The following is a 23,384-nucleotide window of genomic DNA, read 5'->3' on the forward strand; positions in this document are numbered from 1 at the left end:
TATAAAAACCTAAAGCATGTAGCTTTAAAATTACTATATACCATCTTGGCGTTTACGGCTATTTTTTCGCAGATAATTTTGTTTTTCCGTTTGAAAGGGTATAACGATAAAAAGTACGAAAGGAGGAGATCATATGAGGGAGCAATTTACCTTTCTGTCTCCGCTCAAAGAGGATTTCTTTCATCAGCCTACTCTAGACTTGGCCACCTCCCTGCTGGGCTGCATCCTCGTAAAAGAAACTGCAGAAGGAGCAGCAGCTGGAATGATTGTCGAGACGGAAGCATATATGGGCCCGATAGATCAGGCAGCACACAGTTACCAAAACCGAAGGACGCCGAGAACGGAGATTATGTTCCACCAAGCAGGATTGGCCTATACATATGTCATGCATACCCATACTCTTTTCAATATTGTCAGCGGCAAGGCAGGCAATCCGGAAGCTGTGTTGATCAGGGGAGTGGAACCACTATTTGGCTTGGATTTAATGGTGAAGCGACGAGGGATGCCATTATCAGCCAATCTCACCAATGGGCCAGGGAAGCTGACAAAAGCGCTGGGGATCCAAATGTCAGATTACGGACATCCGTTAACGAAGAAACCTCTTTTCATCGCAGCACGTGATTCGATACCAGAAAGCATTTCGTCTGGGAAAAGAATTGGCATCGATAACTCGGGAGTAGCAAAGAACTACCCATGGCGGTTTTGGATCACCGGCAACCGATTTGTTTCTCGCCACCAGAATGCTGACAAAATAAGCAGAACCAATGGAGGATCAAAATGAAAAAGCAAGCGATCTTTTTAGACAGGGATGGTGTTCTCAATGAAGTATTATCCCACCGGGTCAAATTCGTCAACTCCCCGAAAGACCTATTTTTGCTCGAAGGGGCTGGTCAAGCCGTAGCAGAATTGAGCAATGCAGGATATGACATTTTTGTTGTTACCAACCAAGGAGGAGTTGGACTGGGATTTTTACAAGAAAAACGGCTGCACGAAATCCATGACACTATGAGCGAGAAAATCAAAGGATATGGCGGCCAGATCAAGGAGATAGCCTACTGCCCTCACAAGCCAAATGCCGACTGCGATTGCCGAAAACCAAACGCCGGGATGCTCCTGGACCTCGCCAGCAGGCATAACATTGCACTGGAGGGAAGTGTGATGGTCGGCGACCATGAGCGCGATATAGAAGCTGGAAAAAAAGTCGGTTGCAAAACCGTCTTTATCGGTTCCGACAAAACAAGTGCAGACAGAAAAGCACCTTCCCTACAAGCTGCTGTCCCACTCATACTCGAACTTTTAGAGGAAAAAACGGACAAATGATCAGAAAAACCGGGCAAAAATCGCCCGGTCCTTTTTGGTGTTTGGCTGATAATCGATTTTCACTCCAGACACTCGCTTTCCGCGGTGCGACAGGTGAGTCTCTCCTCGCTTTGCTCAAACCTTTCCGATAGCAACCGAGCCTATCACCATCCAAATAAATAATTTCACCCCAAACTCTCACAGGATCGGTTTTTTTGATAAGAACATAGAACCTGTCAAAATAACAGGGGTTTCTTGACAACTTTTCGCTCTACATCCCCAAACCTGTCAAAATAAATTTGTCCAGCACTAGCACATAGCCCAACGCTTAGGCAAGCCGTTTGCCGCTAACTCCTCAAGACGTTTATTCAGGGCTATTTAACATTTTTTCTCATTTCCTTACTTTGATGAACAAAACTTTTAAATAGTTAAACTCAGGAAAGTTGTGTGGGACAGCAAAATCCTCAGGTAACTGATGCTCTTCCAAAATCTTATAGCCAACATTCATTTCCTTAAATGCTTTATCAATAAATGATTTGAACTTCTTCATGTTAAAGCTCGCATTATTGGTTGATGCAATAATTAAACCGTCATCATTAGTAATTTTCAGCGTGTCTTTTATGAACTTCGGATAATCTTTAGCTGTACTAAAGGTCATTTTTTTTGTACGCGCAAAGCTTGGTGGATCCAAGACCACAATATCAAACTTCAAACCATGACGCTCTTCATATCGAAAATAATCAAAAACATTCATCACCTTAATATCCTGCGATTCAAAATTAATTCCATTAGCCGAAAATTGCTCGAGCGTTTTTGGTAAACTGCGCTTGGCTAAATCAACACTTGTCGTTTTTGCTGCTCCACCCAAAATCGCAGCTACTGAAAATGCTCCAGTATAGGAAAAAGTATTCAAGACCGTTTTGCCTTTTGCATACTTGTCACGCAAGGCTTTTCGAACATTTCTTTGATCCAAGAAAATTCCTGTCATGGCCCCATCGTTTAAATCAACGAAATAATTCATGCCATTCTCCTTTATCACCAATGGGAACTCACCTTTTTGACCTGACACAAAATCATCTTGATCCAAATATTGACCATTCGTATCAAATCGTAATTTTTCATAAATCCCGAGAGCATCTACGACTTCGTTTAGTGCTTGATAGATGTCTTTTCGGAACGAATAAATCCCCTCACTATACCAGCTCACCATATAAAAGCCGTTGAAGAAGTCGATCGTTATGCCACCAACCCCGTCTCCTTCCCCGTTAAAAACCCGGAAAGCATTGGTATCTTCTGAGGCAAAAAATCTATCCCGTTTCTCTACTGCTTCACGAATTTTCCTCTCAAAAAAAGAAACATCAATCTCTTCTTTTTCCTTACGAGTTAATACCCAGCCTATCCCTTTATTTTGTTTCCCATAGTAGCCGGTCCCTATAAAGGCCCCATTAAGATCCACTAAATATAATAAATTTCCTTCTTGCATAACCACTTCTGAATCTTTAATGGCATCTTTTACAAGTAATGGATATCCATTCTTGATATCTTTTACTGAATTTGATTTTAATGGTACTTTTACGACCTGTCTCATCGAGTCATCCTTACTATGTTTTGTCCTGATTATCCATATAAGAAACATAATATCACAATCCAAAATATTACACATCTTCCTATAGATTATGCTCCTAAGTATTGCAGCAATTCCACCATCATCAATTCCTGGCCTCTTAATTCTTACTCAAGGGCTTTATTGCATGATGATAGGTAACCTTTTCACTCCAATTTCAATATGTAGACAAAATACGCAAATGAAAAAATTTAGGTGGAGTTTGCCCTTTACCTTTAGGCGTTCAAAGAAGATATTTGACACAGAGAAACTCCAATTAGAAGTCCTTTTCTTTGTTATAAATCATCATTATTCTTTAGAGCCACAGGACAAAATTAAAATTGGGATAAAACAATTTGAAAATATTAGGATGTAGATGGAGCTGCTTAGGTGATTTTTCTAAAATCCCAGCGCGTCATTTCCTTTTTTTGTAAACGAGTACTAAAAAAGGACATGGCAATCCCGTCGTCAGTTTTTAGGTTTACAAAAATTGGTAATGATATGTAGATACTATTATGCAGATAGTCTTGTCCAACCTCGATAGAGTTGACCTGTTTCTTGAACGGACATATAAGCCAAGGTGTGTGCAGTTAAGATACATCGATCTACATGAGCCTCGACTGCTACACGTCCTCGTTTGTGAACTCTACGCATACTAAGCCCTTCTTTGGCCTGTGCGTTGACCCGTTCAATGGCCGTTCTTTCCGCATATTTGGTTTTAAACGATTGAAGATGTTGCGGAAATTCAGGATCTATTTGAGGAGATCGTGTTTGTTGAATTCGAACGGTTCTACCCGTTTGGGCTCCACTACAACATTGAATATGGCAAGCTTCCGTACAAGAAAGCCCATCTTGCTTATACTTTGGATCGAATACAGGACATGTCCAAACATATTGTTTTTTGGTTTCATCAAGTCCTTTTAATTTCAATTTATGCCCACTTAAACAATGTGGAACACCATACTTATCGAGTTTTGTCATCCCACGAGCATCTAATTTTTGTTCCTTTATTTTCAGTGGATTAATAGGCGACAGTAGTTTGGCTTGAAGAATATTTTTTGTTTGTTCCTGGTTCTCTTTATTTTGATAGATTCCATCTGCGCTTACGTATTGGACGTTTTTCAACCATTCTTCGGGAAGATCTTGAGCTACCTTTTCCAAAGTGGCCTTGAGAGTTGTGCCATCGTGATCGCCCCCTTTGAAAACACTTCTAGATAAAGGGAGTTCTGATTTGACACCGCACACTAGCGCTACTTTATGAGCAATGTAGGTGACGGTGTTACTTTTTCTCATGAGTCCAACATTGTCATCTGTAGGAATCTTAGGGCAGTCACATGGTTCGTTATGGCCACACTTACGAGTCGCATTTAAAGTGGCTTCAGCTTCGACATGTGTAGTATCGACTGCCAATTGTTCTTCTTCCTCTATGATTCCTTGTTTGATGTTAAACTGCACCATTCGTAGACGAGCCTTTTCCCATAATCCGTTTTCAATCATAATCTGATCGAATCGTTCAAAGGACTTAAGGCATGGAATATCAGAAAAACCACAAACTGTTCGAAAATCAGAGTTTCCTGCAACTTGAAGAGGGACACTCGTGACCATGACTTCTACATAGAGAAGTGGGGCCAAAAGAAACGATTTAAAAAGGGAATAAAAATCAATTCCTTTGCGTCCTTTGGAAGATTTCTTAGGTTGCGCATTCACTTCGTTCGGAAAGTGGGGGAATAAATCCACTTGAAATGGATCGGAATCCTTTTGGTTTCTCTGATCTGAATAGCGTTGGAACCGAGCGTTGAGATAGTCTTGTTCAATGGGAGCGAAAACTTCCTCCCAAGGGAAAGCAAGCGCCAATTTTACATAAGGAAGTTGGCGCAAAGAGGAGAAACTATCTTGCATAAATGAAAACGAGGGTTGAAGATAGATTACATTTAAATGAGGTTTTGGTATAATAGAAGTAGTCATAATGGACTCCTTTCGTGATAGTTGATTTGTCACTTCTATTTTACCAAAGGAACCTCATTATGGCTTTTCTTTTTGTCAAAATTAGCAAAGTTTCCGTTTCCCATAAAAGCCCTGTAAAAAATTAGGGTTCCAATAGTATAAAACAGCCGATTTTGCTTAAATTTCGCCCAAAATCGGATTTGACAAATTGAAAAGTATTCGTTCCACCCACAAGCAGTGGGAACACTTTTTAATTTAACATTAAAAAAGGTCAATACTGTCAAGGGTTAGGGATTTTTGTCCTGTGGCTCTTAATATAGCTTTTTAAATAAAAAAAGGAGTTCATCGTGAACTCCTTTTCAGCATTTTTCATATTGCAAAACTCATGACGACATTTTGCGGCATGTCTTCTTCTTCGTAAATGTCTTTTCCTAATCTCTCACAGGAAGGCATTTCGTAGGAAAAGCGTTGTACTGCTTCAGGAATGAATCCTTTAGCCTTCAAAGTTTCAAATACCTTTTGCATGGCATCATCCGTATCCAGGCACTTATCCGTTCCTTCATATTGAAAACAATCTACACATGTTTCCACGATATTTGTATCAATCCGCTCCTGGGTAAACACCAGTTTTGCTCCTGCCATTTTCTCCACTTCACGATTTTCCAGCTCTATAATCGTTGTTACGTTCATTATTGGCACCTCCGTTTAGATTACACTTTTTATTATAGTAAGCTGAAATCGAAACAAGTGGCTTTGTAAAATTAGTTCATTTTTTATTCACATATTTCATTCAAAAAGTTGTCAAAACTCCGTAATAGCAGGACTTCCGATACCCGTTCCGGGATTCCCATTCAGAAATGAAATCTAGGTAAAAAAGAACCAGCCTTACTTAGGCTGATTCCTGTAATGGTGCTATTCATTTAACCATGCCAATCCAATTGTACCTTGACCGGTATGTGTGCCGGCAACTGGACTGAATGTAGTCGTAGTAAAAGAAATACCTGAGAAACGCTGCTGTAATTCTGCCTTCCATTCATTCGCCAATTGCTGCACATTGCCATGAATGACACTGGCTTCCTTCACGTTATCAGATGCTTCGGCAAAAATTTGGAACAAGCGCTCTTTCACCTTTTTTTCTGTCCTGATTTTATCAAACAGAACAACCTTTCCATCATCAAACCTAACAATCAGCTTTAGTTTGATCAAGCTGCCGATGATCACTTGGGTAGTCGAGAGTCGTCCCCCTTTATGGAGCTGTTCCAAGCTTCCCGGAGCCATATACAAATTGGCCTTGTCCGGTAGCGTTCTTAAATAGGAAACGATTTCTGAATATGACTTGCCTTCCTTTTGAAGCTCAATCCCTTTTTCAACCATACGCCCAAACGGGAAAGAACCAATTTTTGAATCGATGACATCGACCTTGAAGTCTACCATGCTGGAAGCAGCTACCGATGATTGGTATGTTCCTGTAAGTTCACTTGAAGCATGAATTGCAATCGCATGCTTGTATTGCCGCTTGAGTTTCTTGTATAGTTCCACAAACTCACCGATCGCGGGCTGCGAAGTTTTTGGCAGGACTTTCGATGCTGAAAGCTTTGGATAAAAATCCTCTGCGGTAATATCAACACCTTCCAAATAGGATTCTTCCCCAAAAATAATGCTTAAAGGTACAACATATATATCGTTTTCTTTTATGAATGCTTCAGTTAGTGAAGCTGTACTATCGGTTACCCATGCAATGTTATTTAATGTTGTCATATTTTCTCCTGATCTCCGTTAAAAATATTGATGAATAAGCTTACCAATTCCATGATATATGAAATTTCCTTATAAAACTATTAATAATTTTTTAAGAATACGATTTATTTGTTTAAAAACATAAAAAGGTACTCACATTGACACATGTTTAAGCTAGGAGAAACATATTTCGTGCACCTTTACCATTCCCTTATTTCCTGCATTTTAATCTTTTTTTCTGCAATACAGGCTAAAAAATCTCAATTACTTTTGATTAATTCAAAAATATGAGAAAATAGAAGTGTACTAATTTTATGGGAGGCGGACAAAATGCCAAAAAATCTTCAGGATACTACTACATTACATAACGGAGTCAAGATGCCTTGGTTTGGTCTGGGCGTATTCAAAGTAAAGGAAGGCTCAGAGGTAGTTGATTCTGTAAAAGCAGCCCTTAAGCATGGTTATAAAAGCATTGATACAGCTGCGGTCTACAAGAATGAGGAAGGCGTAGGACAAGCGCTAAAAGAAGCTGGTGTTGCTCGTGAGGAGTTGTTTATCACGACAAAGGTGTGGAATTCAGATCAAGGTTATGAATCGACTCTTCAGGCTTTTGAGACTAGCATGGGAAAGCTGGGCCTCGACTATCTTGATCTTTATCTAATCCACTGGCCAGTTGCCGGCAAATATAAGGAAACATGGAAAGCTCTTGAAAAGCTTTATAAAGACGGCCGAGTCCGCGCAATTGGGGTAAGTAACTTCCATATTCACCATCTAAAAGATTTGATGGCGGATGCAGAAATTAAGCCAATGGTTAACCAGGTTGAATACCATCCGCATTTGGCTCAAACTGAATTGCTGGAATTTTGTAAAGCAGAAGGAATTCAAATGGAAGCGTGGTCTCCATTAAAACAAGGAGTACTATTGACGGAACCGACAATTGTTGAAATTGCCAAAAAGCATGACAAGTCACCAGCGCAGATCATCCTTCGCTGGGATTTACAAAATGGTGTTGTAACTATACCAAAATCGATTAAGGAGCATCGCATTATCGAAAATGCAGATATCTTTGATTTTGAACTTTCGTCCGAAGACATGGGACGTCTGAACAGCTTGAACAAAGATGATCGTATTGGTGCGGATCCTGATAATTTTGATTTTTAAATACGTTGGACGCAGAATTAATTTTCTGCGTCTTTTTTTTATAAAAAATTAATACCAAATAATGATACCTATAATTAATATCTGGTGCTAAAAATCACTTCTTTTTCCTACATCCCATGTTAAACTGCAAAAGAATACAGTCTGAAAGGGGTATTAGCATGAATTTCCCAGAACTTAAAATCGGTCATATGGTTACAAGTGTTCCAATTTTGCAGGGAGGAATGGGAGTAGGAATCTCACTGAGCGGATTAGCCTCTGCAGTAGCGAATGCAGGTGGGATCGGCATCATTTCCGGAACTGGGATTTCGACCGAGGAATTACGGATACAAATCAGGAGAGCCAGAGAGTTAATCCTGGGCAAAGGCTATATCGGCGTTAATGTCTTGTTTGCGATGAATGATTTTGCTGAAAAAATGAAAGCAGCATTAGATGAAAAAGTAGACTTCATTATCTCGGGTGCTGGAATCTCAAGGGATATGTATTCATGGGGCAAACAAGCTGGAATCCCGGTAATTTCCATTGTTTCCTCGGCAAAGCTGGCAAAAATTTCAGAACGTTTGGGTGCTGCTGCGGTGGTGGTCGAGGGCTTTGAGGCAGGTGGCCATCTTGGAACAGACAGACCCTTGTTTGAAATACTCCCCGAGATTGTCGAATCTGTATCGATTCCGGTAATTGCTGCCGGTGGAATCATGACTGGTGCTGATATTGCAAAGGCAATGTCGCTTGGAGCTTCTGGCGTCCAAATGGGCACAAGGTTTGTTGCCAGTGAAGAATGCGATGCTCCGCAAAGCTTTAAGGAAAAATACGTCTCCGCTGAAGAGAACGACCTACTGCTGGTAAAAACAACTGTGGGATTACACGGCCGCGCTATAGCAAATAATTTTACCAGGCTAATCACAACCTCCGATAAATTAAAAATCAAAAAATGCCGGGATTGCCTGAAAAATTGCTCCTATCAATTCTGCACACTAGACTCTCTGCTTACATCAGTAGCAGGAGATGTAGAGAATGGCCTCGTGTTTGCTGGTGCCAGGGTAGGAGAAATAAAAGAAATCCTTCCAGTAAGGAAAATAATTGAAAAATTAAGGCTCGAATATATATCATCCGCCTTTGCTTAAACAAATCCGTTGGGCACAGGGTTAGCTTTAATGAGCACACTGGGCATAGTCATCCTTATTGCTCTGAACCTGCGAACAATTAGACAGAATGCTTTGAAAGGAAAATAACCCTTTTCTCTATAAAGAAAGAGGGTTATTTCCTTCTATTAGTTTGTCTAACTCGTTTCTCATAGCTACAAAATCAGCATCACTGGTAATTATAGCGTGATTCCATGAGCTTAATTGCTTGAAAGAACCGTCTAAAAGATTAAATAGCCTTTGTTCGTTTGCTTCGAATAATAAAGGATATAAAATAAAGTCCTTGATGTTGCTCGTTACCAGGATACCTCCTCTGCTGTATGCAGCAAGAAGTTTTCTGCGCAGGATAATTAACCTTTTTGGGAAGCATTTCGAAATCAGTACCGATTACTATATTATATTTTGAACGAACATAAGCAGACATTACTCTAATATGGTGTTCAAGTTCAATGTTATAAACATTGTCAGGAATGACGATTTGGGTTTTCAATAATTCCCCGATATCTTCTTTTTCTGTGTCTCTTAAACCAAAAAATTGAACCTCTAACTCCCGTAAGACCTCGTTAGGAGTGTAGAGATTCACTTTTTGATTAAGAAGCTCATCCTTAACTTTAAGCCAAAATTGATTGGGTGCTGCTTTGTGTACTGCTTGTGCTCCTGGGTTGGTTTCATATCTAAATGTGTTGGTATCTAATACGTATATTACCTTATCTCCAAATACCGTCATCCATTAATCCTCTCTTGCTAACATTTCCAGCATAATATCTGCTGTTTTCATGTTATATATCTGCACATTTTTCTTATCCTGGATGAATTTATTCCAATTTGGATGGTTCTTGAACTGCTCAATCGGAATTTTCCACTTACCACTACCTTCTAATGTTTGGTAAGCTTCAATTTTCCCTTCAGAGCAATAACGTCTCACCATTTGTGGAGAATTAACTAACTTCAACAGAATAGCGCTACGAATTGGTTCATTCCCTTTTTTCCCGATAAAAATCCATTAGTCTATTGAACCAATGTCGAAACTTGTATAAGATTGATCTAGAGATGTTGGTAAGGAGACGATATTTTGGATAAAAAATTCTTGCTGAGGACATTTTCACTAGGAGCCCTTTTCCTGTTCACCTTCCTTGGAGCTGAAAAAATACGGTCCATTGATAACCCTACAGCTGAGGCGAGAGCTGATGAAGTGCCCAAAATCACCCGGACGCAAGCTCATGTGGTGACGAAGAATATAGACGATAAAAACCTGCTTAAGGAATTTACGAATAAGGAAGAAAAAATAATCATCGATGGGGTTCCCCATATCAGTCAGCTTCCCGAATTGCAGCGAGGCTGCGAAGTAACCAGCCTGAGCATGTTGCTGCAATACGAAGGGATAGCAACAGATAAGATGACATTGGCAAAAAAAATATATAAAATCCCCTTCCGCGACGCGAATTATGTCAGAGGCAATCCGTATGATGGATTTGTTGGCGACATTTATACTTTCAGCAAATCTGGTTATGGTGTTTATCATGGACCAGTTGCCAACCTTGCAGAAACCTTTCTTCCGGGCAAGATCAAAGATGTAACGGGACAACCATTTCAGGCAGTAACTGCGTTGCTTGACAGCGGTTCGCCGGTCTGGGTAATCATCAATTCGACGTTCGCTCCGCTTCCAGAATCCGAGTTCACCACCTGGAAAACCAATACTGGGGATGTTAAGATCACGTACAATGAGCACAGTGTAGTAATCGTTGGCTATGATGAAAATTATTTATACATCAATGACCCCCTCGGTAGCTCTGGTTATAAGCCAGTTTCGCGCAAAGCATTTGAACAGGCGTGGATTCAAATGGGGAGCCAGGCAATTGGCATTCAAAAGTAGCAGTTGTGAACTACTCCCACCACTTACCACCCTTACTGGTCGCTTGAAGTGGGGGCTTCTCGACTTATCGCTGCTTTTACTAGCCAACGAAAACTGACCGAGCTAACCCTCTTGCCTTTACGGTTCTTGAACTTTGGAAATTCTGCATTTCCTTCAAAGAAATTCTTATAGGCAGTCTGCAAGTTGATTTGTGCGTTCGCTAAGGCTAGTGAATCCACTTCTTTTAGGAATGGAAATTCCCCTTTATATTTTGCAGGAGTCGGAAACTTTTGCTTTTTAAGTGCTTCTTTATCGTCTTTGAACTTCTCATAGGTGTCCTTGCGTTCAGCTAACATCTTGTTATAGACAAAACGAACACAACCAAATGTTTTAGCTAATAACACTTCCTGTTCTTTGTTTGGCAACAATCGAAATTTGAAAGCTTTGTTTTGTTTGGTCATATCCATTCGCCTCACTTTTGACCTTGATTTTCGATCTATTTTTTGATGGCATCAATTGGAGCACCGCCTGTTGTATGCAGGTAGAAACTTCTTGACCAGAACATTTCTTTCCCTAGCTTTTTTCTGATATGCGATAAATCTCTCTTTATCAATCGAGAACTTGCCACTCTTATAAACATTGATGAACTTTGATCATTCAGAGTTTGGATGTGCTTTGAATAAGATGTGAATAGGATCTTTATCATGATTCTACTAAAGAAATATTGTACTTACTTCCGATTTCAGTGAACTTTTCTTTTGCGAAATCACATATTTCACTGTCGAACACTTGTCTGCGATATTTTACTACCAGAACAAGATGGTAAAACATTAAGAATACTGAATGATTATTACTGTCTAATTTCATTGATAAATCAATCCTTTATTCTATCTAAGTCTGATTATACCCAAACCTTTGGCTAAAGCCAACCGAAATTCATCTTACACCTACTCATGGGCTTTAGCCCTTCCCATTCCTTGAGGATGAGAGACTTCTTTCGGAAATCTGTTAAAGAATAATAGGAAAAATCGGCAGGAATTCTATCCTGCCGATTTTTGTTTAAGCGTACATTTTATTTTCTTCTTTTTGGAAAAAGCTTTTCATGGCATGGAACACATCGGCTTTTTGCTTGAGGATATAGTATCTAAAATGTTCATCTTTTATGTTCTTATACGCTGACATTAAGGTTGAATTGCGGTTGTATTGATTAACTTCTCCATAACCGAACATATTGGAGACCTTCATCAACTCTTCCACTAATGTCACACAGCGGGCATTGTCAGAGGTTAGGTTATCCCCATCGGAAAAATGAAATGGATAAATATTGAACTTGCTTGGATTGTACTTCAAATCAATCAGTTCTAAAGCTTTTCGATAAGCGGATGAACAAATAGTACCGCCGCTTTCTCCTTTTGAGAAAAAGTCTTCCTCAGACACGACTTTTGCTTCTGTATGATGGGCGATGAATTCAATTTCAACCGTTTCATATTTAGAGCGTAGGAATCGGGTCATCCAGAAAAAGAAGCTCCTCGCCATATATTTTTCCCAAAGCCCCATACTACCGCTCGTATCCATCATGGCAAGCACAACAGCCTTAGAATCTGGCTTCATTACCTCATTCCATGTCTTGAATTTCAAGTCCTCCTTATAAATAGGGTGGAAGGATGGCTTTCCGGTCATCGCATTTCGTTTATAAGCCGACATCATTGTGCGTTTTTTGTCTATATTTCCCATTAAACCTGTCTTTCTGATGTCATTGAATTCAATGTTTTCCACGAGATGTTCCTGTTCTTCCTTCTTCTTGAGATTTGGAAGCTCCAGCTCTTTGAAGAGAGCTTCTTCAATTTCCATCATCGACACTTCTGCTTCATAATAGTCTTCCCCGGCCTGGTCTCCTGCTCCCTGTCCCTTGCCTGGTCCCTGCTGCTGACCGGTGCCATCCTGGGCGACAACATCCCCGATCTTTGAATCTCCGTTTCCTTGGCCTACATGCTTGTTCTTATCATAGTTATAACGGATTTTATACTCATCCAGTGACCTTATTGGAATCTTTACGACATCCCTGCCGTTGGACATGATAATATTCTCTTCCGTGATCAAATCAGGCAGATTGCTCTTGATTGCTTCCTGCACCTTTTCCTGATGGCGCTGCTGGTCATCATGTCCTTTGCGGTGGAGGGACCAATCTTCCTGGGAAATCACAAACTGGTGACTGCTTTCATCGGTCATTTTCAACCCCTCCTTTAAATTTTCATTTTGTGGAACATATTACAACCTAGTTTCATACAATATCCCGATGGCTGTTCGCCTCGAGGGAAATGTAATTACTCTATCTTATGCAAAAAGACAGAATAATTTACAAATAATTTTGACAATTGCTCTTTTCTCTTTAGTATGGACAAGCCCATTTTCCAATTTAATGAGAGCTTGAATGCAGATCGTACTAGCTTTAAAAAGAAATAACCTTTGCGTCATCCGCAAAGGTTATTTCTTTTCATTTGCTCGATCATATTGTATTGGATCCGGTACTTTGTGATATTCCTCTTTTAAAACTTCGCCACTGCGGCGATGCTCCATTTGTTTGCCAAGAGCTTCGATCTCCTCTTCATTGCGAGCCATTGAACTGTTTTGTGGAACATAGTCTTTTGGTATATCTTTTTGTACATCCTCTTTTGCCATCATTATCACCTCTGCTGTACTATTCCCTCTATGCCGACTAATAAACTACTGAACCTTAACTAAAAGAGGACCTGCTATCGGCAGGCCCAGGCTGACTATCTATTTAGCAAGCTTCCAACATACCGAAGCAATTCATTGGCGGAAGTGGAATTGTAGCCATGTTCATCAATTAATCTTGCAACTACATTATTGATTTTCTTCAACTGCGTCTCATCAGGAGTTTTTGTTGATGTCGTAATCTTTACAACATCCTTCAGATCAGCAAACAGCTTTTTCTGGATTGCTTCTCGCAGGCGGTCATGGGAACTATAATCAAACCTTTTGCCTTTTCGCGCATAAGCAGAAATTCTAATTAATATCTCTTCACGGAATGCCTTCTTCGCATTTTCGGAAATGCCAATCTGTTCCTCGATGGAACGCATCAACTTCTCATCCGGGTTAATTTCCTCCCCAGTTAGCGGATCGCGAAGCCTTGCCTTATTGCAATAGGCCTCCACATTATCAAGATAATTATCCATCAGCGTTTTAGCTGATTCTTCGTAAGAGTAGACGAATGCCTTTTGTACTTCTTTCTTGGCGATATCATCATACTCTTTCCTGGCAAGTGAAATAAAGTTCAAATAACGCTCCCGTGTTTCTGTGGTAATCGAGGGGTGCTGGTCAAGTCCTTCTTTCAATGACCGCAACACATCCAGTGCATTGATCGTTTTGACTTCCTTCCTGATGATGGTGGAAGAAATCCGATTGATGACGTAGCGGGGGTCAATTCCACTCATTCCTTCATCCTGATGCTCTTTCTTCAATTCCTCCACATCTGCCCGGTTGTAACCCTCTACACTTTCGCCATCGTATAGCCGCATTTTCTTGATCAGGTCAATATCACCTTTTTTCGGGTCCTTTAGGCGCGTAAGGATTGTAAACATAGCAGCCACCCTTAAGGTATGCGGCGCAATATGGACATCGTTCACATCGCTCTCGCGGATCATTTTGTCATAAATTTTCTCTTCTTCAGAAACTTTTAAGTTGTACGGGATCGGCATCACGATAATCCGAGAATGCAGTGCTTCATTCTTTTTATTGGAAATGAAGGAGCGGTATTCCGTTTCATTTGTATGAGCAACAATTAATTCATCCGCACTAATCAATGCGAATCTCCCTGCTTTGAAATTGCCTTCCTGTGTCAAACTCAGCAAATGCCAAAGAAACTTCTCATCACACTTGAGCATTTCTTGAAACTCCATCATCCCCCGGTTGGCTTTATTTAGTTCCCCGTCAAAGCGATATGCCCGCGGATCGGATTCAGAACCATACTCAGCTATCGTGGAGAAATCAATGCTGCCTGTTAAGTCAGCAATATCCTGTGATTTGGGATCGGAAGGACTGAACGTACCAATTCCTGTTCTTTTGTCTTCTGAGAAAAAAATTCTTTCCACAAGGACATCTTCTATTCTACCACCATATTCCTGTTCCACTCTCATCAGATTAAGCGGCGAAAGATTGCCTTCAATTCTGATGCCATACTCATCTTGAAAATCTTTTCGAAGATGATGCGGAATCATATGCAGCGGATCTTCATGCATCGGGCATCCCTTAATGGCGTAAATCGCCCCTTTATCAGTATAAGAATAAGCTTCCAACCCTCTTTTCAAAATGGTAACAAGGGTCGATTTCCCCCCGCTAACTGGTCCCATCAACAGCAGGATTCGTTTTCTGACATCCAGCCTTTTAGCCGCTGGATGGAAATACTCTTCGACGAGTCTTTCCAAAGCCTCCTCAAGGCCAAATAATTGAGAACTAAAGAAGGAATATAGTTTTTTGCCTTTGTCGCTTTCAATTCCAGCGTCTTTTATCATATTATATACACGCGAATGTGCCGATTGAGCAACCCATGGCTGTTCCTTTACAATTTCAAGATATTCCCTGAACGTCCCTTCCCATTTCAACTTTTCTTCATCCTGACGGAACATCTCAATCTTTTTTAAAATATCCATATGGACCTCCCCATGTAGCGTTATCAAGAGACGATTAATTCATTCTATGCACCAAACAATTTGAACATGCATATTCGTTCAGCTTGCCTGATTGTCCTTTTTTATTCTCCTCGAAAAAATAGCTGCTTCACCTTCCCAGTTCCAAGCTAATAGGCTATAATTATTTTTATACGGACAATATTGATCAAGGGGAGGCTTATATACATGAAACTAATTCTCATTTTGGGCGTCACAGTTACATTCTTGACTGCAATCTTCACTTCAGGTTACGACGATAAGCCTGGGATCACTAAAAAATAAAAAAGCTGCCAATCGGCAGCTTTTTTCATCACCTTTTATTATTTGCGCAAATCGCGGTAATCCTGCTGTCTTAATGCCTCATAAATCAGGATAGCAGCAGTATTGGAAAGGTTTAGGGAACGAATATTTTCATTCATAGGCAGTCTGAGGCATCTGTCCATATTGTTTTCAATTACTTCTTTAGGCAGTCCGGTTGTTTCCCGGCCAAAAATAAAGAAGTACTCCTGTTCGGTTCCACTATAATCAAAGGCAGAATGCCCCTTTTTGCCGAATTTGCTTACATAATAAAACTCTCCGCCCTCGTTCTGCTCGTAAAAATGCTCAAGCGAATCATAATAATGAATCTTTACGTGTTCCCAATAATCCAGCCCGGCACGCTTCAACATCTTATCATCTGTTGAAAATCCCAGCGGTCGGATCAAATGAAGCTCGGTATCGGTACCAGCACATGTGCGCGCAATATTGCCAGTATTTGCTGGAATGAGCGGCTGGTATAATACAACATGCAATGCCATGAATATCACCTCTCATAAAAACTACAGCTAATTATACCATTCCTCTTCTCGGCGCAAAAGCGGGTGGCTCCGTACCAGTCTTCATTCAGTCATTTTGGTCATCGGTAATCGTCAGGAATTTATACTTTATATTCGGAGTATAGGCTGTCGAATCCTCATAAGCCCAGTACCTCATCCGGCTATTATACGTATGAGCGTTAACAAGCGGCATTCCGTCCGCGTCGTGCCCGGTCACAATGGTTGTATGGTCAAAGCGTCCATCTCCCTGGAAATCATAACAAACCACATCGCCGAGTTTCAGCTTATCAGCACTAGCCACCACTTTTCCCCTTAGCCCATACTTAGAACCGGGAATATGCAAGCGTAACGCATTGGCAACCGACCAGCTGTAGCTCCAATTATTATTCTGCATCCACCAGCCATTGCTTCTGTTCGGGTAGCCACGCATTGGTGCCCCGCCGAAATGGAGACATTGCGATATATAATTGGTACAATCCACTTCGAACTTCTTATATGCCGGATTATAGTCATTCCACCAGCGCTCAGCATACTGGACTGCCTTTAGCCTGTCATATACAAAGCCTTTCCGATCCTGATCGCCCGTTTCATCCGAAAGGGCAGGCAACGCTTCCTTCAAGTTCTCCGCTGGTTTTTTCAACTTCTCGTCCTTTATTAGGACACCTTTGTAAAATTCCGCTCGCCTCTTTTCCACTTCCTCCTCCATGTAAAATAATCCTTTTTGCCTAATCAAATACTGAAAATGCACATCATATAAAACAGTTGCATTCTCCTGTTCTTCTAATTTGTGCTTGATTCTGCCAGCTGCCTTAGCTTTTACAATCTCTGCCGACCTTTTTCCAAGGCTCTGTTTTTTTAACTCAATGTCAGGACACTCATGCAATGGACTTCGAGGCATTGATACAATTTGAAGAACTCGCTGTTCCAGCAATTCCTGCAGTTGATCTCGCATCCTCATCTCCCCCTTCCCCTTTCATGTTTATGAAGCAACAGGGAATTTGAGGTATAGAAAATCTATTTTAGCTTAGATCGTAATAAAAAATTCCTGCTTTGTCTGTTGTCCTTCTTTAAAAACTCGTTCCGTAAAATAGATTTCTATGTCGTTCATTAAAATGACTGTTGAACTTCTCGTTCCGTATTTTTCACTTTTAATGAAAATAGGTGATAGTAGACGTTCCCATTCAAGTGTAACTCCCGTAGAAGGTAGTAACTGGTCAGGAGCAGGATCGGCATTTTCTAAAAGGCTAAATAAGCTGTCTGCCATGTCAAGAGAATCTTCAGCGAGGATTTTTTTCAACCCTGCTTTGCCTTTTTCTACTTTGGGCCAAGCAGTATCGAGCAAATGGTTGCTGACTCCGTGGATGCCTGGTTCCACTTTTAACAATTTATCTGCAGTGTTTGAATAATAATAAAGTTCTTCAACGTCCCCGCTTAAAAGATTATATCCAGGATAAGCATGCCGCTGTTGCGCTATTTTTTGAAGATAGGTTTTCGGCTCCTCAGTTCCCTTAAGAAAATCCACCACAAGCTCCCCACGTGTTCTTTTTCCAGCCGTATATTCACCTGGGTCACGGTAGTTTGTCAGGGCAGCAAACCTGCCAGAGGTAGTCACACCCATCCATGTCCCCATCTTTTCAAGATCGCGCCCGGCAAGCAGCTCCGGTGCATCTTCCCAAAAATGAGCTGGCGCAGTGTCGCGATCATACGCTTCATCCCTGTTTGCAGCAATAACCAGCTTATACTTTGGGTGCGATTTATAAGCAAATAAAATCAAACACATTATGATCACGTCTTTCCGTTATAGAGAATTTTTATAGCGAATGGAAAATTATCCTTGTTTTTTTTCAGCGAAAAAATACAATCCTTTCCTTATTTCCTGCAACACCTCTTCATCCTTCTCTACAGAAAAAGCATGCTGCAATGCCTCCAACGCGTCTTGGCCGCCGATTTTGCCAAGTGCCCATGCCGCCGTTCCTCTGAGAACAGGTCTTGGATCGTCCTTCATGACCGTTATCAACTCCGGGATTGCTGTTTCATCCCTATAATGAGCAAGTGCAATAATCGCATTGCGCTGGATAGGCTTCTTTCCGCGCCACGACCCTGATACATGTCCGAACTTTTCTTTAAACTCCCGATTGCTAATGCTCAACAGCGGCTTAAGGAGTGGTTTCGCAATTTCGGGATTTGGTTCCATTTCAGTATGGAAATGAAAATCCTTGCCTTTATTTTCAGGACAGACCGTCTGACAAGTATCACAGCCATATAAACGGTTTCCAAGCTTCTCCCTGAATTCTTCCGCTAAAAATCCCTTCGTTTGTGTCACGAAAGCAATACATTTTTGCGCATTCAGCTGGCCGCCCTGTACGAGTGCCCCGGTAGGACAGACATCCACACACTTGTTACAGCTGCCACAGCGGTCCTCCATGGGATGATCCGGCTCAAAGGGAATATTCGTGATCATTTCGCCTAGATAGACGTAAGATCCAAATTCCGGTGTAATGATCGAGCAGTTTTTCCCGCTCCAGCCAATTCCCGCACGTTCCGCAACGGCCCTATCTACCAGTTCGCCCGTATCAACCATTGATTTGAAGCGCGCTTCGGGCATTTTCAAAGCAATATATTCTTCCAACTTTTTTAACCTGTCCCTCAGAACAGTGTGGTAATCTGTTCCCCATGAAGCACGACTGAAGATTCCTCGCCTTTCCCCCTTCTTGCTAATCACTTTTGGCCCCATTTTTGAAGGATAAGCGAGTGCAATTGAAATAATCGACTTAGGTTTGTCAAAAATTAGCGAAGGCTCGGTTCTCTTTTCAATATCCTTTTCTTCAAACCCTGATTGATAGCGAAGCTCCTGTTGCCTGTATAATCGAACCTTCATCTCTTCAAATGTCGAAGGGGATGCAAATCCAATTTTATCGATGCCGATCGTTTTGCTGTAAGCTATAATCTCCTTCTTCAAACTCGCCGTATCCATTACGTGTATCCCTCCTTTCCATTTTGATGTCTATATAAAATCCGATAATTGTAAAAGCAAATCTCTTTTATGATAAACTATTTTAAAGCAGATTTGGAGGTGGAATCAATGGAAGTTCACGTTTCCGATGCGATATGCGGTCTCATTCCCGGGTTCACACTCGGAATAATGGAGTATCAAGACGTACAAATAGGAGAATCTCCGCAAATGTTGAAAGGCAGGTTGCAGCTCTTCCAGGAATCAATATATTTTGATCTATTGGACAAAAACGTAACCGAACTGGAAGGAATCAAAGAGTGGCGCGGAATTTTCAAAACTACGGGAAAGGATCCAAACCGATACAGACATTCGGCTGAAGCCCTCTACCGACGAATCGCTAAGCAGAATTATCTTCAGTCCATTCATAGCGCAATCGATTTGAATAATTTCTTTTCGCTTGAATATCAAGTCCCAATAGGAATTTATGACAGTGACAAATTGCAAGGGCCTATTACGATAAAAATCGGCGAAGAAAACGAAGAGTATGCAGGATTGAACGGGAGAGCGAATAATCTCGCAAACTTAATCGTAACTGCAGACGCAAGCGGGCCGTTCGGAAGCCCTTTTGTCGATTCTGAAAGAACTGCCGTAACAGAAGAAACAAGAAACGCATTGCAAATTGTCTATTTAAGACCTTCTTCCCCTCTGTTAGACAAGGAGAAAATGACGGCATCCCTTATGAATATGTTTACGCAGATCCATGGAGGAACCGGAACATACAGACTAACGGGGTGCTGACGCATCCCCTTTTTACTGGAACCGTATTCGATCAAACATTCAGTTTGCTTTTTAACGATTGAATGCATGCACTTACAGTAGATTGACTTAGAAATACTTCTTCTCAAATAATAAAAAGACAAGAAATTGACCAGCTTGTCTTTTCAAACTCTTTTATTTACTTTACAGCATTTTCAAGAAATCTTGTTCACTCACAATCTCGATATTTATTCCTTCATATATCATTTTTTCAGCTTTTATTAACTTTGAAGATTTATTTCCTTTGATCATAACATCCTCAAAATCGCCTAGTACAATATAATATCGTTTTGGTATTCATGGATTTGTTTTCTTACCAGTTCAATCAATTCTTCTTTCGTTAGTGCAAAGCAGCTTCTGCCAAATCCTACGAAACGCCAGACAAAGGATTTGCATTTTTTCACGTTATTGTTTTCATCTACATAATGTTCATAATCATACAATAAAGTACCTACCCTGTTTTCAATCTGCACAAGTTCATAGGTCATGATTTTTGCATTCTTTTTGTAGTTTGCTTAGCTTTATTCCTTAAAAAAAGAGCATACAGATTGACTACTGTATGCTCCTTATTAATAATTATTCGCGCAGGCAGACATGTTTTCCTTGGTTGTTTGCGGGTGGCAGTGAGATTCTGGATCTGGTGCTTTTTCAAGTGCCATCCATTTTCCACGTTTGAATTGGATTACCAGGACAATTGCACGAAATGCGATATCGGCTCCGATTGCTATCCATACTCCCGCGAGTCCCCAGCCCAGCTTGATTCCAAGAAGATAGACAAGTACGGTTCGTACTGCCCACATCCCGAATCCAGTTAGGTACATCGGGAATTTCGTGTTATTTGCCCCCTGGAATGCTCCTGTCAGCACCATTAATACAGCGAGGAACGGTTGGAAAATACCCGAAATCTTTAGTGCGGTACCTATATCATCGATAACTTGCTGTTCTTCGGTAAATAAGCTGCCAGCCCAATCACCAAGGAAGAAGAGCAGGGCACCGAGCAAGGTCATCGCTCCTACTGTGAGATACGTGGATAGTCTGGCATAATGCTTGGCTTCTTTAAGATTTCCCGCACCGATTTGCTGGCCAACCAAAATTGTGGCGGCTGTAGCAAATCCATATCCAATCATATAGGAAAATACTTCGACATTGCCGGCAATCTGATGAGCGGCAAATGCATTGGTACCAAGGGCAACGACGAAACCAAAATAGACGATTTGGCCGGCACGCATGACTAGTCTCTCGCCTGCAGCTGGGGCTCCAAGAGTAGTCAGTTCCATTAGATGTGTCTTGTCAATACTCCAGTAATCTCTTCTGAAGGTAAGAGTTTCTGTTTTATTGACATAATAAAACAGCGCAATGCTTCCAATCAATCGTGAAATTACCGTCGCAATCCCTGCTCCTACGATGCCCATTTCAGGTATGAACAAAAAACCGAAGATAAGGACATAATCCAAAATTGCATTGACAATATTGATGACAATACTCACTTTCATCGGCGATTTTGTATCGCCTGCTCCCCGCAGGATAGCGCTTAACACAAACATGAAGCTCATCACAATCGAAGGGATTCCAACAATCCGGAAATACAGAGCACCGGCCTCGAGTACCTCTGCCTCTATTCCCATTAGTTTCAGCAGCGGTTCAGCAAAAATCCAAGTAATAATTCCTGTTAAGATACCCAATATGGTAGCCAGAACGATTGATTGCTGTGATATATGCCTTGCTTTTTCCGGAAGGTTAGCACCAAGAAAGTTTGCAATCCTTACATTGGCTGCTACCCCAATTGCCATAAATAATGCAAAATATATCGCAAGGACTGCATTGGTGACCCCAACCGCCGAAACTTCTGCCAGACCGATTTTTGATACAAAGTATGTATCGACAAAGCCGAGGATGGTCTGGAAAAAATTTTCGATGACTGCGGGAATAGCAAGCACCGTGATAATTTTCAATCGTCCTTTGTTCGTTTGCGGCATGTCGATTTCCCCCTCCATATCCTTCACAGTTCCACCTCCTTAACTAGAAAATTGAACAATAGCACACATTCATGTGTGCCATTGCAGTTACTGATGCCTTTTACTTGACTTCAATCACAAAAGGCACCGTATAAAGTTGTTGTTTGTACTTGAACTGACCCCAAATTTTATACAATCCACTACGAGGAAAGCTCGTCATATACTCAACATCTGGTCCTTTTGTGTTTTCATCTACTGGATGGACATGGAGAAATTCATTCATATCCTCACTGACAATCACGACATGTCCTGCAGAACCAAGATAGGGTTCAAGTTCAGTAATTGGGTTTCCATTCTTATCATATAGGGTGAAAATCAAACTTATATGCTCATCTACTTTCGCTTTTGGGAGAATAAGCTCGATTGTCAGGTCATCTATCTCCTTTTTCAAAAGCTTGTCGGGAACAACCTCTTCCTTGGTTTCCAAACCTTTTACGACCAGCTCATGAGACGCTAGCTGCTGATTTGCCCCCTCCGGCAGGAAATCTGCATAAAATTTATATTCCCCTGCCTTTGGGAAGGTTGTCTTCACGTGAAATCTACCTTTTTCAATATATTGCGGGTGGAGATGTTGGAAGACTGATAAATCCTTTTTAATTGCCAGTAGGTGCATTTCTTTTTCATGCACAGCTAAAAAAGTCTCGATAACCTTCCCGGAGAAATCTTTTATGTCAATAAAAATTTCTGTTTCTTGATCAACTTTGACCGTATGAGGGTTTGCGGTCCAATCCACCTGTAATTTTGGTATGTTCTCCTTATGGTCGGTGTGTCCCTGATGGGAGTCCATCATGCTATGTCCTTGAAGGTTGCTTACAGTACTATGTTCATTCATTGAAATCCGAAAGTTTCTCAAAATCGCTTTTTTGAGGATCGAGCATATCCATCATGATACGCATATGGCTTCTTAAAATTCCTACTTTGGTATTTAGTAATTTAATTAATTTTTCATTTTTTGCCTCTCTTGCCATAAGCTTCACTTTCATTATCATTCCGTCATGGGCAGATAGGTGACTTGCAATCAACCCCAGGTCCGATGCAGGTAAAAACATGTTGATTCCTCCTTAATTTTTTCGGTTCTTTACTATTTTTACCACAGGTTATTAGAACTAAACTCCATAGAAAATGCACATTTAACTACAGTAAACCTAATAATTGAAATTAAAAACTGGCGCTTATAAAATATGCACGGAGGTATATGAGAATGTAATAATGCAATCATGTGACGAAAAAGGAGGTAAAAGCTAGGTGAAAAACTTTGTTTTGACCGCACTAATCATATTGATTCTGGTCATTGCGGGCGGCTGGTTTTTTATGAGGGGCACTGGGGGGATGAAGGGTAATATGCCATGACAAGGCGGTGGTATG

At 40.9% G+C, this 23,384-nt stretch carries 23 protein-coding genes and 2 pseudogenes; 6 read left to right on the top strand and 19 right to left on the bottom strand.

What is annotated here, in order from left to right:
• Nucleotides 1-133 precede the first annotated feature (133 nt).
• A complete protein-coding gene (locus tag J2S25_RS14165; protein WP_044394005.1) occupies nucleotides 134-781 on the top strand; it encodes a DNA-3-methyladenine glycosylase in 648 nt (215 codons plus the stop codon).
• Nucleotides 778-1,320 carry a D-glycero-alpha-D-manno-heptose-1,7-bisphosphate 7-phosphatase gene (locus J2S25_RS14170; RefSeq protein WP_044394006.1) on the top strand — a complete coding sequence of 181 codons (543 nt, stop codon included), beginning with the start codon at nucleotides 778-780 and terminating at the stop codon, nucleotides 1,318-1,320. The genes J2S25_RS14165 and J2S25_RS14170 overlap by 4 nt, the downstream gene beginning before the upstream one ends.
• Nucleotides 1,321-1,690: 370 nt before the next feature.
• On the opposite strand, the gene J2S25_RS14175 is transcribed toward J2S25_RS14170, so the two are convergent.
• From J2S25_RS14175 to J2S25_RS14190, 4 genes are all read right to left on the bottom strand, one after another.
• The gene (locus J2S25_RS14175; protein WP_044395916.1) at nucleotides 1,691-2,887 is read right to left on the bottom strand and encodes a class I SAM-dependent rRNA methyltransferase; all 1,197 of its coding nucleotides are present in this window, start codon (nucleotides 2,885-2,887) and stop codon (nucleotides 1,691-1,693) included.
• 528 nt (nucleotides 2,888-3,415) lie between these two features.
• Nucleotides 3,416-4,867, bottom strand: a complete 1,452-nt coding sequence (locus tag J2S25_RS14180) for a transposase (protein WP_241768537.1) — start codon at nucleotides 4,865-4,867, stop codon at nucleotides 3,416-3,418.
• 348 nt (nucleotides 4,868-5,215) lie between these two features.
• Complete coding sequence (locus J2S25_RS14185) at nucleotides 5,216-5,536, bottom strand: hypothetical protein (protein ID WP_044395912.1); 321 nt, start codon at nucleotides 5,534-5,536, stop codon at nucleotides 5,216-5,218.
• A 222-nt stretch (nucleotides 5,537-5,758) separates the two neighbouring features.
• Entirely contained in the window at nucleotides 5,759-6,604 is an 846-nt protein-coding gene (locus tag J2S25_RS14190; RefSeq protein ID WP_044395910.1) for a DegV family protein, read from the bottom strand.
• A gap of 309 nt (nucleotides 6,605-6,913) precedes the next feature.
• On the opposite strand from J2S25_RS14190, the gene pgoN reads away from it, so the two are divergent.
• Both pgoN and J2S25_RS14200 read left to right on the top strand, forming a co-directional pair.
• Nucleotides 6,914-7,744 carry a glyoxal/methylglyoxal reductase gene (gene pgoN / locus J2S25_RS14195; RefSeq protein WP_044395908.1) on the top strand — a complete coding sequence of 277 codons (831 nt, stop codon included), beginning with the start codon at nucleotides 6,914-6,916 and terminating at the stop codon, nucleotides 7,742-7,744.
• 158 nt (nucleotides 7,745-7,902) lie between these two features.
• A complete protein-coding gene (locus tag J2S25_RS14200; RefSeq protein ID WP_044395905.1) occupies nucleotides 7,903-8,862 on the top strand; it encodes an NAD(P)H-dependent flavin oxidoreductase in 960 nt (319 codons plus the stop codon).
• Between the two features lie 247 nt (nucleotides 8,863-9,109).
• Here the strand turns inward: J2S25_RS14200 and J2S25_RS14205 are convergent, their stop codons facing one another.
• Nucleotides 9,110-9,607, bottom strand: a complete 498-nt coding sequence (locus J2S25_RS14205; RefSeq protein ID WP_052807091.1) for a PIN domain-containing protein — start codon at nucleotides 9,605-9,607, stop codon at nucleotides 9,110-9,112.
• A gap of 3 nt (nucleotides 9,608-9,610) precedes the next feature.
• A complete protein-coding gene (locus J2S25_RS14210; protein WP_128721580.1) occupies nucleotides 9,611-9,832 on the bottom strand; it encodes a hypothetical protein in 222 nt (73 codons plus the stop codon).
• Between the two features lie 120 nt (nucleotides 9,833-9,952).
• Between J2S25_RS14210 and J2S25_RS14215 the strand changes: the two genes are divergently transcribed.
• The gene (locus J2S25_RS14215; protein WP_431305982.1) at nucleotides 9,953-10,753 is read left to right on the top strand and encodes a C39 family peptidase; all 801 of its coding nucleotides are present in this window, start codon (nucleotides 9,953-9,955) and stop codon (nucleotides 10,751-10,753) included.
• A gap of 107 nt (nucleotides 10,754-10,860) precedes the next feature.
• Here the strand turns inward: J2S25_RS14215 and J2S25_RS14220 are convergent.
• From J2S25_RS14220 to queG, 9 genes and pseudogenes are all read right to left on the bottom strand, one after another.
• Nucleotides 10,861-11,193: pseudogene (locus J2S25_RS14220) on the bottom strand (helix-turn-helix domain-containing protein); the annotation flags it as partial.
• Between the two features lie 35 nt (nucleotides 11,194-11,228).
• Nucleotides 11,229-11,599 (bottom strand): annotated as a pseudogene (gene tnpA / locus J2S25_RS14225) (IS200/IS605 family transposase).
• Between the two features lie 192 nt (nucleotides 11,600-11,791).
• Entirely contained in the window at nucleotides 11,792-12,961 is a 1,170-nt protein-coding gene (yhbH, locus tag J2S25_RS14230) for a sporulation protein YhbH (protein WP_044391766.1), read from the bottom strand.
• Nucleotides 12,962-13,216: 255 nt separating this feature from the next.
• Nucleotides 13,217-13,414, bottom strand: coding sequence for a hypothetical protein (locus J2S25_RS14235; protein ID WP_241768424.1), 198 nt, complete (start codon nucleotides 13,412-13,414; stop codon nucleotides 13,217-13,219).
• A 92-nt stretch (nucleotides 13,415-13,506) separates the two neighbouring features.
• Nucleotides 13,507-15,402, bottom strand: coding sequence for a PrkA family serine protein kinase (locus tag J2S25_RS14240; RefSeq protein WP_044391770.1), 1,896 nt, complete (start codon nucleotides 15,400-15,402; stop codon nucleotides 13,507-13,509).
• Between the two features lie 338 nt (nucleotides 15,403-15,740).
• Complete coding sequence (gene trmL / locus J2S25_RS14245; protein ID WP_044391772.1) at nucleotides 15,741-16,217, bottom strand: tRNA (uridine(34)/cytosine(34)/5-carboxymethylaminomethyluridine(34)-2'-O)-methyltransferase TrmL; 477 nt, start codon at nucleotides 16,215-16,217, stop codon at nucleotides 15,741-15,743.
• Nucleotides 16,218-16,302: 85 nt separating this feature from the next.
• Entirely contained in the window at nucleotides 16,303-17,187 is an 885-nt protein-coding gene (locus J2S25_RS14250) for an amidase domain-containing protein (protein WP_044391774.1), read from the bottom strand.
• 72 nt (nucleotides 17,188-17,259) lie between these two features.
• The gene (locus J2S25_RS14255; protein WP_044391776.1) at nucleotides 17,260-18,015 is read right to left on the bottom strand and encodes an NRDE family protein; all 756 of its coding nucleotides are present in this window, start codon (nucleotides 18,013-18,015) and stop codon (nucleotides 17,260-17,262) included.
• A 48-nt stretch (nucleotides 18,016-18,063) separates the two neighbouring features.
• Nucleotides 18,064-19,209: a tRNA epoxyqueuosine(34) reductase QueG gene (gene queG / locus J2S25_RS14260; protein ID WP_044391778.1), complete on the bottom strand. Its 1,146-nt coding sequence runs from the start codon at nucleotides 19,207-19,209 to the stop codon at nucleotides 18,064-18,066.
• 108 nt (nucleotides 19,210-19,317) lie between these two features.
• On the opposite strand from queG, the gene J2S25_RS14265 reads away from it, so the two are divergent.
• Entirely contained in the window at nucleotides 19,318-19,986 is a 669-nt protein-coding gene (locus J2S25_RS14265) for a B3/B4 domain-containing protein (protein WP_044391780.1), read from the top strand.
• A 287-nt stretch (nucleotides 19,987-20,273) separates the two neighbouring features.
• On the opposite strand, the gene J2S25_RS14270 is transcribed toward J2S25_RS14265, so the two are convergent.
• The 4 genes from J2S25_RS14270 to J2S25_RS14285 form a co-directional block, all read right to left on the bottom strand.
• Nucleotides 20,274-20,492 carry a hypothetical protein gene (locus J2S25_RS14270; RefSeq protein WP_052806958.1) on the bottom strand — a complete coding sequence of 73 codons (219 nt, stop codon included), beginning with the start codon at nucleotides 20,490-20,492 and terminating at the stop codon, nucleotides 20,274-20,276.
• Between the two features lie 81 nt (nucleotides 20,493-20,573).
• Complete coding sequence (locus J2S25_RS14275) at nucleotides 20,574-21,998, bottom strand: MATE family efflux transporter (RefSeq protein WP_044391794.1); 1,425 nt, start codon at nucleotides 21,996-21,998, stop codon at nucleotides 20,574-20,576.
• 82 nt (nucleotides 21,999-22,080) lie between these two features.
• Complete coding sequence (locus tag J2S25_RS14280) at nucleotides 22,081-22,851, bottom strand: DUF8832 domain-containing protein (protein WP_044391782.1); 771 nt, start codon at nucleotides 22,849-22,851, stop codon at nucleotides 22,081-22,083.
• Complete coding sequence (locus tag J2S25_RS14285) at nucleotides 22,844-23,068, bottom strand: hypothetical protein (RefSeq protein WP_052806959.1); 225 nt, start codon at nucleotides 23,066-23,068, stop codon at nucleotides 22,844-22,846. The genes J2S25_RS14280 and J2S25_RS14285 overlap by 8 nt, the downstream gene beginning before the upstream one ends.
• Nucleotides 23,069-23,384: the final 316 nt, after the last annotated feature.

Source organism: Mesobacillus stamsii (assembly GCF_030814065.1).
In the GTDB taxonomy this organism is placed as follows: domain Bacteria; phylum Bacillota; class Bacilli; order Bacillales; family Cytobacillaceae; genus Mesobacillus; species Mesobacillus stamsii.

What these genes read in the sequence shown, in the direction of transcription:
- J2S25_RS14165 (WP_044394005.1), top strand. Translation starts at nt 134, where the DNA reads ATGAGGGAGCAATTTACCTTTCTGTCTCCGCTCAAAGAGGATTTCTTT.
- J2S25_RS14170 (WP_044394006.1), top strand. Translation starts at nt 778, where the DNA reads ATGAAAAAGCAAGCGATCTTTTTAGACAGGGATGGTGTTCTCAATGAA.
- J2S25_RS14175 (WP_044395916.1), bottom strand. Translation starts at nt 2,887, where the DNA reads ATGAGACAGGTCGTAAAAGTACCATTAAAATCAAATTCAGTAAAAGAT.
- J2S25_RS14180 (WP_241768537.1), bottom strand. Translation starts at nt 4,867, where the DNA reads ATGACTACTTCTATTATACCAAAACCTCATTTAAATGTAATCTATCTT.
- J2S25_RS14185 (WP_044395912.1), bottom strand. Translation starts at nt 5,536, where the DNA reads ATGAACGTAACAACGATTATAGAGCTGGAAAATCGTGAAGTGGAGAAA.
- J2S25_RS14190 (WP_044395910.1), bottom strand. Translation starts at nt 6,604, where the DNA reads ATGACAACATTAAATAACATTGCATGGGTAACCGATAGTACAGCTTCA.
- pgoN (WP_044395908.1), top strand. Translation starts at nt 6,914, where the DNA reads ATGCCAAAAAATCTTCAGGATACTACTACATTACATAACGGAGTCAAG.
- J2S25_RS14200 (WP_044395905.1), top strand. Translation starts at nt 7,903, where the DNA reads ATGAATTTCCCAGAACTTAAAATCGGTCATATGGTTACAAGTGTTCCA.
- J2S25_RS14205 (WP_052807091.1), bottom strand. Translation starts at nt 9,607, where the DNA reads ATGACGGTATTTGGAGATAAGGTAATATACGTATTAGATACCAACACA.
- yhbH (WP_044391766.1), bottom strand. Translation starts at nt 12,961, where the DNA reads ATGACCGATGAAAGCAGTCACCAGTTTGTGATTTCCCAGGAAGATTGG.
- J2S25_RS14235 (WP_241768424.1), bottom strand. Translation starts at nt 13,414, where the DNA reads ATGATGGCAAAAGAGGATGTACAAAAAGATATACCAAAAGACTATGTT.
- J2S25_RS14240 (WP_044391770.1), bottom strand. Translation starts at nt 15,402, where the DNA reads ATGGATATTTTAAAAAAGATTGAGATGTTCCGTCAGGATGAAGAAAAG.
- trmL (WP_044391772.1), bottom strand. Translation starts at nt 16,217, where the DNA reads ATGGCATTGCATGTTGTATTATACCAGCCGCTCATTCCAGCAAATACT.
- J2S25_RS14250 (WP_044391774.1), bottom strand. Translation starts at nt 17,187, where the DNA reads ATGCGAGATCAACTGCAGGAATTGCTGGAACAGCGAGTTCTTCAAATT.
- J2S25_RS14255 (WP_044391776.1), bottom strand. Translation starts at nt 18,015, where the DNA reads ATGTGTTTGATTTTATTTGCTTATAAATCGCACCCAAAGTATAAGCTG.
- queG (WP_044391778.1), bottom strand. Translation starts at nt 19,209, where the DNA reads ATGGATACGGCGAGTTTGAAGAAGGAGATTATAGCTTACAGCAAAACG.
- J2S25_RS14265 (WP_044391780.1), top strand. Translation starts at nt 19,318, where the DNA reads ATGGAAGTTCACGTTTCCGATGCGATATGCGGTCTCATTCCCGGGTTC.
- J2S25_RS14270 (WP_052806958.1), bottom strand. Translation starts at nt 20,492, where the DNA reads ATGACCTATGAACTTGTGCAGATTGAAAACAGGGTAGGTACTTTATTG.
- J2S25_RS14275 (WP_044391794.1), bottom strand. Translation starts at nt 21,998, where the DNA reads ATGGAGGGGGAAATCGACATGCCGCAAACGAACAAAGGACGATTGAAA.
- J2S25_RS14280 (WP_044391782.1), bottom strand. Translation starts at nt 22,851, where the DNA reads ATGAATGAACATAGTACTGTAAGCAACCTTCAAGGACATAGCATGATG.
- J2S25_RS14285 (WP_052806959.1), bottom strand. Translation starts at nt 23,068, where the DNA reads ATGTTTTTACCTGCATCGGACCTGGGGTTGATTGCAAGTCACCTATCT.